12 protein-coding genes are annotated in these 13,192 nt (G+C 60.5%); 9 read left to right on the top strand and 3 right to left on the bottom strand.

The genetic code is table 11. From position 1 onward, the window contains the following. Positions 1-60 precede the first annotated feature (60 nt). Positions 61-651 carry an SCO family protein gene (locus LCM4573_RS23075; RefSeq protein WP_071008767.1) on the top strand — a complete coding sequence of 197 codons (591 nt, stop codon included), beginning with the start codon at positions 61-63 and terminating at the stop codon, positions 649-651. Between the two features lie 44 nt (positions 652-695). Here LCM4573_RS23075 and LCM4573_RS23070 read toward each other — a convergent pair whose 3' ends face one another. Beyond that, positions 696-926, bottom strand: coding sequence for a hypothetical protein (locus tag LCM4573_RS23070; RefSeq protein ID WP_071008766.1), 231 nt, complete (start codon positions 924-926; stop codon positions 696-698). 245 nt (positions 927-1,171) lie between these two features. Between LCM4573_RS23070 and topA the strand changes: the two genes are divergently transcribed. The 6 genes from topA to rpmG all read left to right on the top strand — a co-directional run bounded on the left by topA (position 1,172) and on the right by rpmG (position 8,765). Beyond that, entirely contained in the window at positions 1,172-3,823 is a 2,652-nt protein-coding gene (topA, locus tag LCM4573_RS23065; protein WP_071008764.1) for a type I DNA topoisomerase, read from the top strand. Next, positions 3,820-6,168: a ribonuclease R gene (rnr, locus tag LCM4573_RS23060; RefSeq protein WP_071008762.1), complete on the top strand. Its 2,349-nt coding sequence runs from the start codon at positions 3,820-3,822 to the stop codon at positions 6,166-6,168. Before topA ends, rnr begins: the two co-directional genes overlap by 4 nt. A 2-nt stretch (positions 6,169-6,170) precedes the next feature. Next, positions 6,171-6,620, top strand: coding sequence for a DUF983 domain-containing protein (locus tag LCM4573_RS23055; protein ID WP_071008761.1), 450 nt, complete (start codon positions 6,171-6,173; stop codon positions 6,618-6,620). Then, positions 6,617-7,309 carry an NUDIX domain-containing protein gene (locus tag LCM4573_RS23050; protein WP_071008759.1) on the top strand — a complete coding sequence of 231 codons (693 nt, stop codon included), beginning with the start codon at positions 6,617-6,619 and terminating at the stop codon, positions 7,307-7,309. Before LCM4573_RS23055 ends, LCM4573_RS23050 begins: the two co-directional genes overlap by 4 nt. A 10-nt stretch (positions 7,310-7,319) precedes the next feature. After that, positions 7,320-8,504 (top strand): MFS transporter, encoded by a 1,185-nt coding sequence (locus LCM4573_RS23045; protein ID WP_071008757.1) that lies wholly within the window; start codon positions 7,320-7,322, stop codon positions 8,502-8,504. A gap of 93 nt (positions 8,505-8,597) precedes the next feature. Then, positions 8,598-8,765, top strand: coding sequence for a 50S ribosomal protein L33 (rpmG, locus tag LCM4573_RS23040; RefSeq protein WP_046792751.1), 168 nt, complete (start codon positions 8,598-8,600; stop codon positions 8,763-8,765). 713 nt (positions 8,766-9,478) lie between these two features. Here rpmG and LCM4573_RS23035 read toward each other — a convergent pair. Beyond that, positions 9,479-10,849, bottom strand: coding sequence for a PleD family two-component system response regulator (locus LCM4573_RS23035; protein ID WP_071008755.1), 1,371 nt, complete (start codon positions 10,847-10,849; stop codon positions 9,479-9,481). A gap of 17 nt (positions 10,850-10,866) precedes the next feature. After that, positions 10,867-11,238 carry a response regulator gene (locus LCM4573_RS23030; protein WP_071008753.1) on the bottom strand — a complete coding sequence of 124 codons (372 nt, stop codon included), beginning with the start codon at positions 11,236-11,238 and terminating at the stop codon, positions 10,867-10,869. Between the two features lie 133 nt (positions 11,239-11,371). Here LCM4573_RS23030 and LCM4573_RS23025 point away from each other — a divergent pair, with 133 nt between their 5' ends. Next, positions 11,372-11,680, top strand: coding sequence for a DUF3572 domain-containing protein (locus tag LCM4573_RS23025; RefSeq protein ID WP_071008751.1), 309 nt, complete (start codon positions 11,372-11,374; stop codon positions 11,678-11,680). Between the two features lie 127 nt (positions 11,681-11,807). After that, the gene (locus LCM4573_RS23020) at positions 11,808-13,100 is read left to right on the top strand and encodes a DNA polymerase IV (RefSeq protein ID WP_071008749.1); all 1,293 of its coding nucleotides are present in this window, start codon (positions 11,808-11,810) and stop codon (positions 13,098-13,100) included. The last annotated feature ends 92 nt before the right edge of the window (positions 13,101-13,192 follow it).

The following is a 13,192-nucleotide window of genomic DNA, read 5'->3' as shown; positions in this document are numbered from 1 at the left end:
CATTGAGCGACTTCCGATCACTCGCTTAGTTGACGGCGGTCAATTCAGCGAGGAAAAACGATGTTCGCCAACCGACTTGCAGCCGCCGCCACGATCGCCGCCGCGACTGTCGTTTTCGCGCTTTCGGCGCTCATGATGTGGATTTATGCGAGCGAACCGCGGACGGGGCACTTCAGCGCGGAGTTTCATCTGACCGATCATCTTGGCCGTCCAGCGGACCAGGGCCTTTTCAAGGGCCAACCTTCTCTCGTCTATTTCGGCTATACCCATTGCCCGGTCGCGTGCCCCACCACGCTCTATGAAATGGCGGGGCTCTTCGAACGGCTTGGCGACGAAGGAAAGGAACTCAAGGGCTATTTCTTCACCATCGACCCCGAGCGCGACAACCAGGAGGTAGTGAATGGCTATGTGACCGCTTTCACCGATCGCATCACCGGCTTTACCGGCGAGCCAGAGGAAATGCGCAAAGTGGTCGATGGCTGGCGGGTACACGCGGAGAAAGTGCCGGACGGAAGCGGCGGCTACAGCATGGATCACACACTTTCGCTTTTCCTCGTCGGGGCGGACGGCCGCTTGAAGGGCGTACTTCCCTATGGAGCCGATCAGGACGAAGCCCTCGATAAAATTCGCACGACGCTCCTGAAGTCCTGATATCAGTTGGATGCCAGACGCCCCTTCCCGGAGTGAATTGCGGCTCATCCTGAATGRAGACGCCGGCCCGCCTGCAGATCTCCAGCCTCGACATATGCCATCTCGATGAGATAGCACAGCATATCTTCTCCCTCTGCGAGATTCCGGAGCTGTTTCAGCATATCGCGGATATAGATGATATTTTCCCGCGCCGGCTCCTTACTTCCGCCTCTCTCTTCCTTAATTTCCCGCGTCTTCTCCTGGCGATAGTCCTTTTTATTCGCGTCGGGAATCATGCCTCGCTCCTCTCGGACATTGTGCGGCCGAACTCGTTACCACACGAGTGAACGTCATAACGAGAATATTCCATTTATTTTAGATTGCAATCATCAAAAAATACACCAATAGGATGTATATCGTTGCATCTTATAATTTGCGGGCCCCCTTGACCGCGACGAAAACGCCCTCCATGTCGGGAGGTCAGATTTTTGCTCGGTGCACAAGCATTCCGGGCGAGGCCTCTTTATTGCAGAGAAGCAAGATGAATGTTGTCGTAGTAGAATCTCCCGCCAAGGCCAAAACGATCAACAAGTACCTCGGCCCGGGCTACAAGGTTCTCGCATCCTTCGGCCATGTGCGCGATCTTCCCGCCAAGGACGGTTCGGTGCTTCCCGACCAGGACTTCGAAATGTCCTGGGAGGTTGATGGCGCCTCGCAAAAGCGCATCAAGGATATCGCCGATGCTGTGAAAGGCTCGGACGGCCTCTTTCTCGCTACCGACCCGGATCGCGAGGGCGAAGCCATTTCCTGGCACGTGCTGGATCTTTTGAAGAAGCGGCGGGTTCTCGGCGACAAGCCGGTGAAGCGCGTCGTCTTCAACGCCATCACCAAGAAGGCGGTGCTGGATGCGATGGCCAATCCGCGCAACATAGACGTGCCGCTGGTGGACGCCTATCTCGCCCGCCGCGCGCTGGATTATCTGGTCGGCTTCAATCTGTCGCCCGTGCTCTGGCGCAAGCTGCCGGGAGCCCGTTCCGCCGGTCGGGTGCAGTCGGTCGCGCTCAGGCTCGTCTGCGACCGCGAGTCGGAAATCGAGCGGTTCGTTTCAGAGGAATACTGGAACCTTTCCGTGCTCCTGCGCACGCCCCGCGGCGATGATTTCGAAGCACGCCTCGTCTCGGCCGACGGCAAGCGGCTGCAGAACCGTTCGATCAAGAACGGCGAGGATGCCAATCGTCTGAAGGCACTGCTCGAGGGTGCCGCCTATACGGTGGAATCGGTCGAGGCCAAACCCGTCAAGCGCAATCCCGGCCCGCCCTTCACCACCTCGACGCTACAGCAGGCAGCCTCCTCCAATCTCGGCTTCAATGCCTCGCGCACCATGCAAGTGGCGCAGAAGCTTTATGAGGGCGTGGATATCGGCGGCGAGACGGTTGGTCTCATCACCTATATGCGTACCGATGGCGTGCAGATGGCGCCGGAGGCGATCGACGGCGCCCGCCGCGCCATCGGCGAGCAGTTCGGCGATCGCTACCTGCCGGAAAAGGCACGCTTCTATTCCACCAAGGCGAAGAATGCCCAGGAAGCCCACGAGGCAATCCGGCCGACCGATTTCAACCGCTCGCCGGACAAGGTGCGCCGCTATCTCGACGCCGACCAGGCACGGCTCTACGAACTCATCTGGAAGCGCGGCATCGCGAGCCAGATGGCGTCTGCCGAAATGGAGCGCACGACAGTCGAAATCCTCGCCGATAAAGCCGGGCAGAAGGCCGGCTTGCGTGCGGTAGGTTCCGTCGTTCGCTTCGATGGCTTCCTCGCAGCCTATGTCGACAGCCGCGAAGATGCCGACAAGGGCGAAGACGACGAGGAGGATGGCCGCCTTCCCGAGATCAACACGCGCGAAAAGCTCGACAAGCAGAAGGTCGATGCGAGCCAGCATTTCACCGAGCCTCCGCCGCGCTATTCGGAAGCCTCGCTGATCAAAAAGATGGAAGAGCTCGGCATTGGCCGCCCCTCCACCTATGCCGCCACGCTGAAGACACTCAGCGACCGCGAATACGTGACGACGGAGAAGCGCAAGCTGATCCCGGAGGCGAAGGGGCGGCTGGTCACAGCCTTCCTCGAAAGCTTCTTCACCAAGTATGTGGAATACGATTTCACGGCAGACCTCGAGGAAAAGCTCGACAAGATCTCCGCCGGCGAACTCGACTGGAAACAGGTGCTTCGCGAGTTCTGGCAGGATTTCTTCGCTCAGATCGAGGACACCAAGGAACTGCGCGTCACCAACGTGCTCGACGCGCTCAACGAAGCGCTCGCGCCGCTGGTTTTCCCGAAGCGCGAGGACGGCAGCGACCCGCGCATCTGCCAGGTTTGCGGCACCGGCAACCTGTCCCTCAAGCTCGGCAAATACGGCGCATTCGTCGGATGCTCCAACTATCCGGAATGCAACTACACCCRCCAGCTTTCTTCGGAAGGCGGCGCGGAAGCTGAAGCAAACGGGCTCAACGAACCGAAGGCGCTCGGCGCCGATCCGCATACCGGGGAGCAGCTCACGCTCCGTTCCGGCCGCTTCGGACCCTACATCCAGCGCGGCGAAGGCAAGGATGCCAAGCGTTCGTCGCTGCCCAAGGGCTGGAAACCGGAGGATATCGATCACGAAAAGGCGCTCGCGCTCATCAACCTGCCGCGCGACGTGGGCAAGCACCCTGAATCGGGCAAGATGATCTCCGCCGGGCTCGGCCGGTATGGCCCCTTCCTGCTGCATGACGGCACCTATGCCAATCTCGAAAGCATAGAGGACGTCTTTTCCATCGGCCTCAACCGTGCCGTGACCGTCCTCGCCGAAAAGCAGAGCAAGGGCCCGGGTGGCCGCACACGCGGAACGCCGGCCGCGCTCAAGGAGTTGGGCGATCATCCGGACGGAGGTACCATCACCGTTCGAGACGGGCGATACGGCCCCTATGTCAACTGGGGCAAGTTGAATGCGACGCTCCCTAAGGGCATGGACCCGCAATCCGTGACCATGGAACAGGCACTCGCCCTGATCGTCGAAAAGGGCGGCAAGGCCTCCTCCGGCAAGGCCAAGCCGAAGAAGGCGGCAGCGAAGGCTGGTAGCGATACCAAGAAAGCCGCGGCCAGGCCCAAGACCGCAGCGAAGAAAACCACGGCCAAGGCAAAGAAGACGGGAACGTGAGAGAACCGCGCGAGAGAACAAGACAGGCAGACAGACGCGGAAAGAAGGCTCCTTCCGCAGAAAAGCCTGTCATCATCCATGGCGCCGTTCCACCGCGCGAGATCCTCCTCGAATTCATCGCCGWCAATCCGGATCGGGCTTCCAAGCGCGAAATCGCCAAGGCTTTCGGTCTGAAGGGTGAAGCCCGCGTGGAGCTGAAAGACCTCCTGCGCACGCTTGAGGATGAAGGGCTTCTCACCAAAAGCCGCAAATCACTTGCTCGTCCAGGCGCCCTGCCCCCGGTCACCGTGCTCGACATCACCACCCGCGACAAGGATGGCGAACTGATCGGGCGACCGGCGGAATGGCCGGAAGACCAGGGTGCGGCACCGGCAGTCCTCATCCGCCAATCCTCGGAGAACCGGGGCAAAGGCAAGACGCCGGCCGCCGGCCTCAACGACCGTATCCTGGCCAAGATCTTCGTCAACAAGGACCGGACCGGCCCCGCCTATACAGCACGCGTCATCAAGATCATCGACAGGCGGCGAGGCGCCTCCCTCGGCGTCGTGCGCAAGCTCGAACATGAAATCCGGTTGCTTCCCATCGATCGCCGCGGCGAGGAGATGGTGATCGAGGCAGATGGATTGGGCGAAGCCAAGGACGGCGATCTCGTCGAGGCGGAAACCGTCCGCTCCAGCCGCTACGGCCTGCAGCGCGCACGGGTTCTTTCCGTCATCGGCTCGGTCGCCTCGGAAAAGGCGATCTCGATGATCGCGATCTACGCCCACGGTATTCCGCACGTCTTCCCGAAAGCCGTGCTCGACGAGGCCGAATCCGCCAAGCCGGCCAGCATGTCCAAGCGCGAGGACTGGCGCGATGTGCCGCTCATCACCATCGATCCGGCCGATGCCAAGGATCATGACGATGCGGTCTATGCGGAACTCGATCCCTCGCCCGACAATCCGGACGGTGTGATCGTCACGGTCGCCATCGCGGATGTCTCTTGGTATATCCGGCCAGGCTCACCGCTCGACCGCGAGGCTTTGAAACGCGGCAATTCCGTCTATTTCCCCGATCGCGTCGTGCCGATGCTGCCGGAGCGCATATCGAACGACCTCTGCTCGCTGCGCGAAGGCGAGGATCGTCCCGCGCTCGCCGTCCGCATGGTCTTCTCGAAGGAAGGACGCAAGGCAGGCCACACCTTCCATCGCGTGATGATGAAGAGTGCGGCCAAGCTTTCCTATCAACAGGCGCAGGCAGCGATCGACGGCAAGCCGGATGACAAGGCGGCGCCCCTGCTCGAACCGATCCTGAAGCCGCTGTGGCACGCCTATTCCGTCCTCAAGCGTGGTCGCGACCGACGCCAGCCGCTCGAGCTCGACATGCCGGAGCGCAAGATCATCCTGAAGCCGGACGGCACGGTCGACCGGGTCCACATTCCGGACCGGCTGGACGCCCACAAGCTCATCGAAGAGATGATGATCCAGGCGAATGTCGCCGCCGCCGAAACACTGGAGAAGAAGCGCCAGCCGCTGGTCTACCGCGTGCATGACGCGCCGGCGCTTTCCAAACAGGAAACGCTACGGGAATTCCTCGCCACCATCGGCATTCCGATGGCCAAGGGCGGGCAGCTGCGCGCCAATTCCTTCAACGGCATCCTCGCCAAGGCGCTCGATACGCCCCACCAGACCATGGTCAATGAAATGGTGCTGCGCTCCCAGAGCCAGGCGATCTACAGCCCGGAGAATATTGGGCACTTCGGCCTCAACCTGATGAAGTATGCGCACYTCACTTCGCCGATTCGCCGCTATGCCGACCTGATCGTGCACCGCGCGCTCGTCGGTTCGCTCGGTCTCGGCGAAGGCGGCATAACGCCGGACGAGGAAGCCGCACTCGACGACATAGCCGCGGAAATCTCCACCTTCGAGCGCAGGGCCATGGCCGCCGAGCGGGACACCATCAACCGGCTGATCGCCCATCACCTTTCCGAACGGATCGGAGAAGAATTCGAGGGCCGCGTATCGGGTGTCACAAAGGCCGGCCTTTTTGTCACATTGCCGGTCTATGGTGCGGATGGCTTCGTGCCCATCTCCACGCTCGGACAGGATTATTTCATTTATGACGAAGCCCATCAGGCCCTATCCGGCGAAAAAACCGGTCTGGGCTACCAGCTCGGAGACAGCGTCGACGTCAGGCTGGCGGAAGCCGTGCCGCTTGCCGGCGCGCTGCGTTTCGAGATGCTGAGCGAAGGCCGCAAGATGCCGACAGCGACACGCTCGTTCCACAAGTCCGGCAGGCGCGACCGCTCCAGGGGCCGGCCGTCGCAACCCGGCACGCGGCCGCCACGCCGCGGCCGCGGGAGATAGGAATGGAGGGACAACGCCAGCAGCCGATACGCTATGGCGGAACGCAGGCAGGCGACCGGCCCCTCGGACGCTCGATCAAGCGTGGCCTGCTGAACACCTGTCCGAATTGCGGGACTGGCAAGCTTTTCCGCGCCTTCTTGAAGCCTGTGGACCGTTGTGCCGTCTGCGGCGAGGCGCTTCACCACCAGCAGGCGGACGACCTGCCGCCCTATCTTGTCATTTTCGTCGTCGGCCACGTACTGCTCGGCGGCTACATGATGACGGACCTCATATTCCCTCTCTCCATGTGGCTCCACCTTGCCATATGGGCGCCGCTTTCCCTGCTTACCGCGCTCGCCACCATCCAGCCGATCAAGGGCGGCGTGATCGGCCTGCAATGGGCGCTTCGGATGCACGGCTTCGGCGGTGAGGACGACAGCGCCGATCCCGGCCGCGGCGGACCTATTGCATGAAGATTTCACCGGAGGAAACCACGGCTTTCGCAGCGACGCGGGAAAAAAGCACGCACGTTGCCGGGGTCCGTCCGCGTGACGCGGCATCGATTCTCCTGGTCGACCGCTCATCCAACACGCCGAAAGTTCTTGTGGGACGGCGGGGCAGTGGTCATGTCTTCATGCCGGATCTCTATGTCTTTCCCGGCGGGCGGCGCGACCCGCGCGACCACGCCCTGCCCTATCGCAGCGACCTGCATCCGCTGGTCATCGAAAAGCTGCTGGTCGGCAGCCGCAGCGGCATGGGCGTCAAAGGCGCAAGGGCTCTGGCGCTTGCGGCAATCCGCGAGCTTTGCGAGGAGACGGGTGCGGCGATCATCGATGCGCTGGCGGCCGACCTTTCGATGCTTCGCTACGTCGCCCGCGCGATCACGCCACCCGGAAGCGTGCGGCGCTTCGATACCCGCTTCTTTCTCGGCTTTCTGGACGAAATGTCTCTCGATCTTTCCAATCTGGGGGATTCCAGCGAGTTGGTGGATCTGCGCTGGCTTGACATGGCCGATCTTTCCAGCCTGAACATGCCGCTGATCACGCGCAAGGTGCTGAGCGAGGTGAAGGAATTGATGGCAGCAGATCCCTCGCCATCGTTTGGCGGCCCGGTGCCCTTCTATTCCGCGCGACATGGGCAACTCGTCCGTACCCGATTGTAAGGATTACTGAATGTCCCAGCCGACGACCGATGCCAACGGCCATGTCGAGGAAATCCATTGGCCCTCGCTGATCGCCGCGATTTCGGCCATCAGCGCCGTCGGTATCGCGATCGGCCTGGGCTTGCCGCTTCTCAGCATCATTCTCGAAAAGCGCGGCATCCCTTCGACCTTGATCGGCCTGAATGCGGCGATGGCAGGCATTGCGTCAATGGTGGCGGCGCCGATCACGACCAAGCTTGCGCATGACCACGGCGTCGCCAAAACCATGATGCTCGCCGTTGTTCTGGCGGCGTTGAGCGCGCTCGGGTTTTACTATGCCGAAGCCTTCTGGATGTGGTTTCCGTTGCGTTTCGCATTCCATGGTGCCACGACGACCCTTTTCATCCTGTCTGAATTCTGGATCAACGACGCGGCGCCGCCGCGACGCAGAGGCCTGGTGCTCGGCATTTACGCCACCGTGCTCGCCATCGGCTTTGCGGTCGGCCCGCTCCTCTTCTCGCTTCTCGGCAGCGAGGGCATCCTTCCCTTCCTCGTGGGGGCCGGCGTCATTCTGCTCGCCATCATCCCGATCTTCATCGCCAGGCACGAAAGCCCGGTGCTGGATACGAAACCCGAACGGCATTTCCTGCACTACATATTCCTGGTTCCAACGGCGACCGCCGCTGTCTTCGCGTTCGGAGCCGTTTCCGCGGGCGGTCTTTCCCTCTTTCCGATTTATGCCCTGCGCTCCGCGCTCAGCGAATCGCACGCAGCCCTGCTGCTGACCGTCATGGGCGTCGGGAACATGGCCTTTCAGATCCCGCTCGGCATGTACTCCGACCGGCTGCGCGACCGCCGCCCGCTTCTGACCGCCATGGCGGTGCTGGGGCTCGTCGGTTCGCTCGCCCTGCCCTTCCTGATCGAGAACTGGCTTTTGATGGCCGTGGTTCTGTTCTTCTGGGGCGGCTGCGTCTCCGGGCTCTATACGGTCGGGCTCGCCCATCTCGGATCGAGACTCACCGGCCCGGACCTGGTGGCCGCGAACGCAGCCTTCATCTTCTGCTATGCGGTGGGCACGGTCGCCGGTCCGCAGGCGATCGGAGCGGCGATCGATGTCACCGGAAAGGACGGATTTGCCTGGACGTTGGCAGCTTTCTTCGGCTTCTATGTGCTTGTTTCCGTTGGTCGCGCGTTTTTAAGACCAAAACGGAGTTGACTTTTCGGGCGCGATTTGTAATTTCGCGCCAGATTTTGCCGTGGACACCATCCGGCTGTCCGCGGCTTCATTTTTCTCAAAGGCAGAACGACCATGGCGAAAGCTACGACAATCAAGATCAAGCTGCTGTCGACGGCCGATACAGGTTTCTTCTACGTCACGACGAAGAACAGCCGTACGATGACGGACAAGATGACGAAGACCAAGTACGACCCGATCGTCAAGAAGCACGTCGAGTTCAAGGAAACCAAGATCAAGTAATCATTGATCTTCGGCATACAATGGGCGCAGGCCGCATAGGCCGGGCGCCCTTTCTTTTGCCGTCACGGTGATAGCCTTCCGAATGCCCCAAAAGAAAAAGCGCCGCTCCCTGAAGAAGCGGCGCTTTGATTGGGGGTCGACCGGCATGCAATCACGGCACGAGGAACCGTTTTTATTATGCCTGCCAGTCGACCGACCCCACGACCCAGGAGATGCGGCGGACCTGAGCATCATGGGGTATAGATGACCCTATTCGGGTACCCATTTTTGCGTTGCGGCCAAAATTGCTCAGAAATGGAAGAAAATCAACACATTCTTAATGCGGAGGGCGATTTGCCTCCAGAGTTGGTTAAAATTGGGGCTAATGACTAGCCAGATCTCTATCTTGCTTTGCCGGAAGACCTAAGTAGCTTTGGCGACACAGCAGTTTTACTACGATAAAATTTTCCATTCCGATTTTAATTCAAAAGAAGATACAGAAAAAATATTCACACCACCTCCCCTTCCCGATAGAAGCGGTTCATTACCCGAAATATATCACAGGTAAAACTTTTATTGACTTTACACGCTTTGATGAATTTTCGAAGATATCAGCAAGCCGTTAAGTCTCAAGCAACAACCTGAATAAACTTCTCGATTTTATTCATGAACGCAATCGTTACCAAATTCGCGCGATCGCACCGCAACATGCCTTATCCACAGGCGTGCCGAAATCAGGCAGCGGCGGCAACGACCCTATTGCGACCGCTGGTCTTGGCCTCATAGAGCGCGCGATCGGCCTGTTTCAGAAGCCATTCAGGCGTATCGGCGCCCGATGTGTTGCATGCCACACCGACGGAAGCGGTAATGTTCAGCACCACGCCGGAGCTGCGCAGAACGAAGGGCTCGCTCTCGATCATATGGCGCAGGCGCTCCGCAATGATCGCCGCAGCAGCAGCGTCGGTATCCGGCATCACGACGACGAATTCCTCGCCGCCGTAGCGGCAGGCGAGATCGGCGCCGCGTACGGTCGAACGGAGCCGTGAAGCGAATTCCTTCAACACCTCGTCGCCGGCATCGTGGCCGAAAGTGTCGTTGACGTGCTTGAAACGGTCTATATCGGTAATGCACACCGAAAGCGGCCTCGCCCGTACTACCGCCCGGTTGAACACGACCTTCAGATGATTATCGAGATAACGGCGGTTGTTCAGGCCCGTCAGCCCATCCGTGACGGCGAGTTCTATGGTCTGACGCACGCTTTGGCGCAGGCGATCGTTGTAGCGCTTGCGCCTGATCTGCGTGACTGTGCGTGCCACAAGCTCGTTCGGATCCACCGGCCGGACGATATAGTCGTTGACGCCGAGATCGAGCGCGCGGGCAATCATATCCTCGGCGCCGAGATCGGTAACCAGCAGGACGGGAATGAAGCGCGTGCGCTCCAGGGAGCGGAGCTGGGAGCAAAGCCGCAGCGGATCGTAATCCTCGAAATTGGCGTTGACGATGACCAGATCGACCGGGTTCTCCGCAGCCTCAAACAATGCGGCCTGGGGGTCGGACATGGCCATGACGTTCGCCACGGGCTTCAGCGCCTTGATGATGCGTTCCTGGGAGCTGGCGCGGCCATCCACCAGCAATACCTGGCCGGGTTCGTCCCGCCCGTCGCCCGCCTTCAGCATCTCCTCCATGCCCATGTTCTGCGCCGTCTCGGCGCGAACACGCAGCTCATCGCTGAGCGTCTTGAGGCGCACCAGGCTCTTCACGCGGGAGACGAGCTGGAGATCGTTGACCGGCTTGGTCAGGAAGTCGTCGGCGCCTGCCTTCAGCCCTCGAACACGATCCGAAGGCTGGTCCAGCGCCGTCACCATCACGACCGGGATATGGGCGGTGCGGGCATTGTTCTTCAGCCGCTCGCAGACCTCGAAGCCGCTGATGCCGGGCATCATGATATCGAGCAGGACGAGATCGACATGGGTATTTTCGCAGATATCCAGCGCCTTCTGGCCATCGGCCGCGGTCAGCACATCGAAATATTCAGCCAGAAGCCGGGCTTCCAGAAGCTTCACGTTCGCGGGAACATCGTCGACCACCAATATTCGCGCCGTCATGCTCTACGCCCCCGATCTCACGCGTCGCCCAGATAGGTTTTGATGGTATCTATGAATTTCGGCACCGAAATCGGTTTGGAGACATAGGCCTCGCAGCCCCCCTGCCGAATGCGCTCCTCGTCGCCCTTCATGGCGAAGGCGGTTACCGCGATCACCGGAATGAGGTGAAGCTCGTCGTCTTCCTTGAGCCACTTGGTCACTTCCAGGCCCGAGACCTCGGGGAGCTGGATATCCATGAGGATCAGGTCCGGACGATGCTTGCGCGCAAGGTCGAGCGCTTCCATGCCGTTGCGGGTCTGGATCGTGTCATATCCCGACGCTTCGATCAGATCGCGGAAGAGCTTCATGTTCAGCTCGTTGTCCTCGACAATCATGACCCGTTTGGGCATGGCGATCCGTTCCTTAAATCCAGCCTTGCACGCCTGCATTCAGCATATATGGTCGCGAAAGGCCGATTCCATATGTCCTGTCGCGGACAGGTTAACGCCATTTGGTTGAAAAAGAGGTAATTCGATCAAGGCAATGCGAAGCGCTCCCGGAAACACCCGAAGCAATGCTTCCGACGCGGAGGCAACTGCGGCAGCGATACTTGGCTGGCTCGCCGGCGAACCTGAGATGCTCGGGCGCTTCCTTGCGCTTTCCGGCCTGCAGGCGACGCAATTGCGCAACGCGGTGAACGATCCCGGTTTTCTCAGCGGCTTGATCGACTTCGTAATGAGCCACGAGCCGACGCTGCTTTCGTTCTGCGAAGCAACGGACACCAAGCCCGAGGCAGTCGCGGCCGCCTGGCGGCATTATTCTCGTCCGGGCCTTGATTCGGGAGAGTATTGAGACTGCGGCGACGCCGGTTTCGGCCTGCTCATCGGCAATGAAATATCCCCAACACATGGCCGCCGCCGCCCTTGAGACTCGCCGGCTTTAGGCGTAACGTACCAGCCGTTCAATCTTTGTTCCCCACATGACGAGCGCGCCCGACAAGACACCCGGCTTCTGTCGTGACTGCCTTGCCGAGCAGAAGGCGGAGACGCGCCGCTGCCGCACATGCGGCAGCCCTCGCCTCGTCTACCATCGCGAACTCTACGAGCTCAGCCTCGCCCATATCGATTGCGACGCCTTCTATGCGACGATCGAAAAACGCGACGATCCCACACTTGCCGACAAACCGGTGATTATCGGCGGCGGAAAACGAGGGGTTGTCTCCACCGCATGCTATATCGCCCGTATCAACGGCGTGCGATCGGCCATGCCCATGTTCAAGGCGCTGGAACTGTGCCCCGATGCCGTCGTCATCCGGCCCAACATGGAGAAATACGTGAAAGTCGGGCGCGAGGTGCGCGCGATGATGCAGGACCTGACCCCGCTCGTGCAGCCGCTTTCGATCGATGAGGCCTTTCTGGATCTTTCCGGTACCGAGCGTTTTCACCACGATCCGCCGGCGCGCATCCTCGCGAAATTCGCAAGGCGCGTGGAAAGCGAATTGGGAATCACCATTTCGGCGGGGCTCTCCTACTGCAAGTTCCTGGCGAAAGTCGCTTCCGACCTCATGAAACCGCGCGGTTTCTCCGTAATAGGCAAGGCCGAGGCGCTCGAATTTCTTGCACCGCGCCCCGTCACCACCATTTGGGGGGTCGGCCGCGCCTTTAATGCGACGCTCGAGGCGGACGGCATCCGCACCATCGGGCAGTTGCAAACCATGGAAGAGAGCGATCTCATGCGCCGCTACGGCTCTATGGGCCAGCGCCTCTTCCGCCTCTCCCGCGGGATCGACGATCGCGACGTGCATCCCAACGAGGCCGCGAAGAGCGTTTCGGCCGAGACGACCTTCTTCGATGACATCTCCCGCTATGATGACCTGGTGCCCATCTTGCGCGGTCTTTCGGAAAAGGTCTCGACCCGGCTGAAGAAGCACTCTATCGCCGGACAGACGGTCGTGCTGAAGCTCAAGAGCGCCGACTTCAAGACTCGCACGCGCAACCGCCGCCTCGAAGACCCTACCCAGCTCGCAGACCGGATATTTCGCACCGGGCTCACCCTTCTCGAACGAGAGACCGACGGCACGAAATTCCGGCTGATCGGCATCGGCGTCACCGATCTCGGCGATCCCGTCCGCGCCGACCCTCCGGATCTCGTGGACCGGCAGGCAGGACGCCGCGCCGCTGCGGAAGCCGCCATGGACAGGTTGCGCGACAAATTCGGAAAAGCGGCCGTGGAAACCGGATACACGTTCGGCAGGCATCGGCGCGATCAATGAAATGTGATAGGAAACCTCACCGCCCGCCGATTTTGATCACTTGTCGGAAAACATTCCTTTAACCAGATCAGCTAATATACACGCAAAAGTTT

Origin of the sequence: Rhizobium sp. LCM 4573, assembly GCF_001854865.1 — a bacterium.
In the GTDB taxonomy this organism is placed as follows: domain Bacteria; phylum Pseudomonadota; class Alphaproteobacteria; order Rhizobiales; family Rhizobiaceae; genus Neorhizobium.
This window is presented reverse-complemented; position numbering and strand designations above follow the sequence as displayed.

Coding starts and splice junctions, on each gene's coding strand:
- LCM4573_RS23020 (WP_071008749.1), top strand. CDS start 11,808: ATGACGAGCGCGCCCGACAAGACACCCGGCTTCTGTCGTGACTGCCTT.
- LCM4573_RS23075 (WP_071008767.1), top strand. CDS start 61: ATGTTCGCCAACCGACTTGCAGCCGCCGCCACGATCGCCGCCGCGACT.
- LCM4573_RS23030 (WP_071008753.1), bottom strand. CDS start 11,238: ATGCCCAAACGGGTCATGATTGTCGAGGACAACGAGCTGAACATGAAG.
- LCM4573_RS23035 (WP_071008755.1), bottom strand. CDS start 10,849: ATGACGGCGCGAATATTGGTGGTCGACGATGTTCCCGCGAACGTGAAG.
- LCM4573_RS23045 (WP_071008757.1), top strand. CDS start 7,320: ATGTCCCAGCCGACGACCGATGCCAACGGCCATGTCGAGGAAATCCAT.
- LCM4573_RS23025 (WP_071008751.1), top strand. CDS start 11,372: ATGCGAAGCGCTCCCGGAAACACCCGAAGCAATGCTTCCGACGCGGAG.
- LCM4573_RS23055 (WP_071008761.1), top strand. CDS start 6,171: ATGGAGGGACAACGCCAGCAGCCGATACGCTATGGCGGAACGCAGGCA.
- rpmG (WP_046792751.1), top strand. CDS start 8,598: ATGGCGAAAGCTACGACAATCAAGATCAAGCTGCTGTCGACGGCCGAT.
- LCM4573_RS23050 (WP_071008759.1), top strand. CDS start 6,617: ATGAAGATTTCACCGGAGGAAACCACGGCTTTCGCAGCGACGCGGGAA.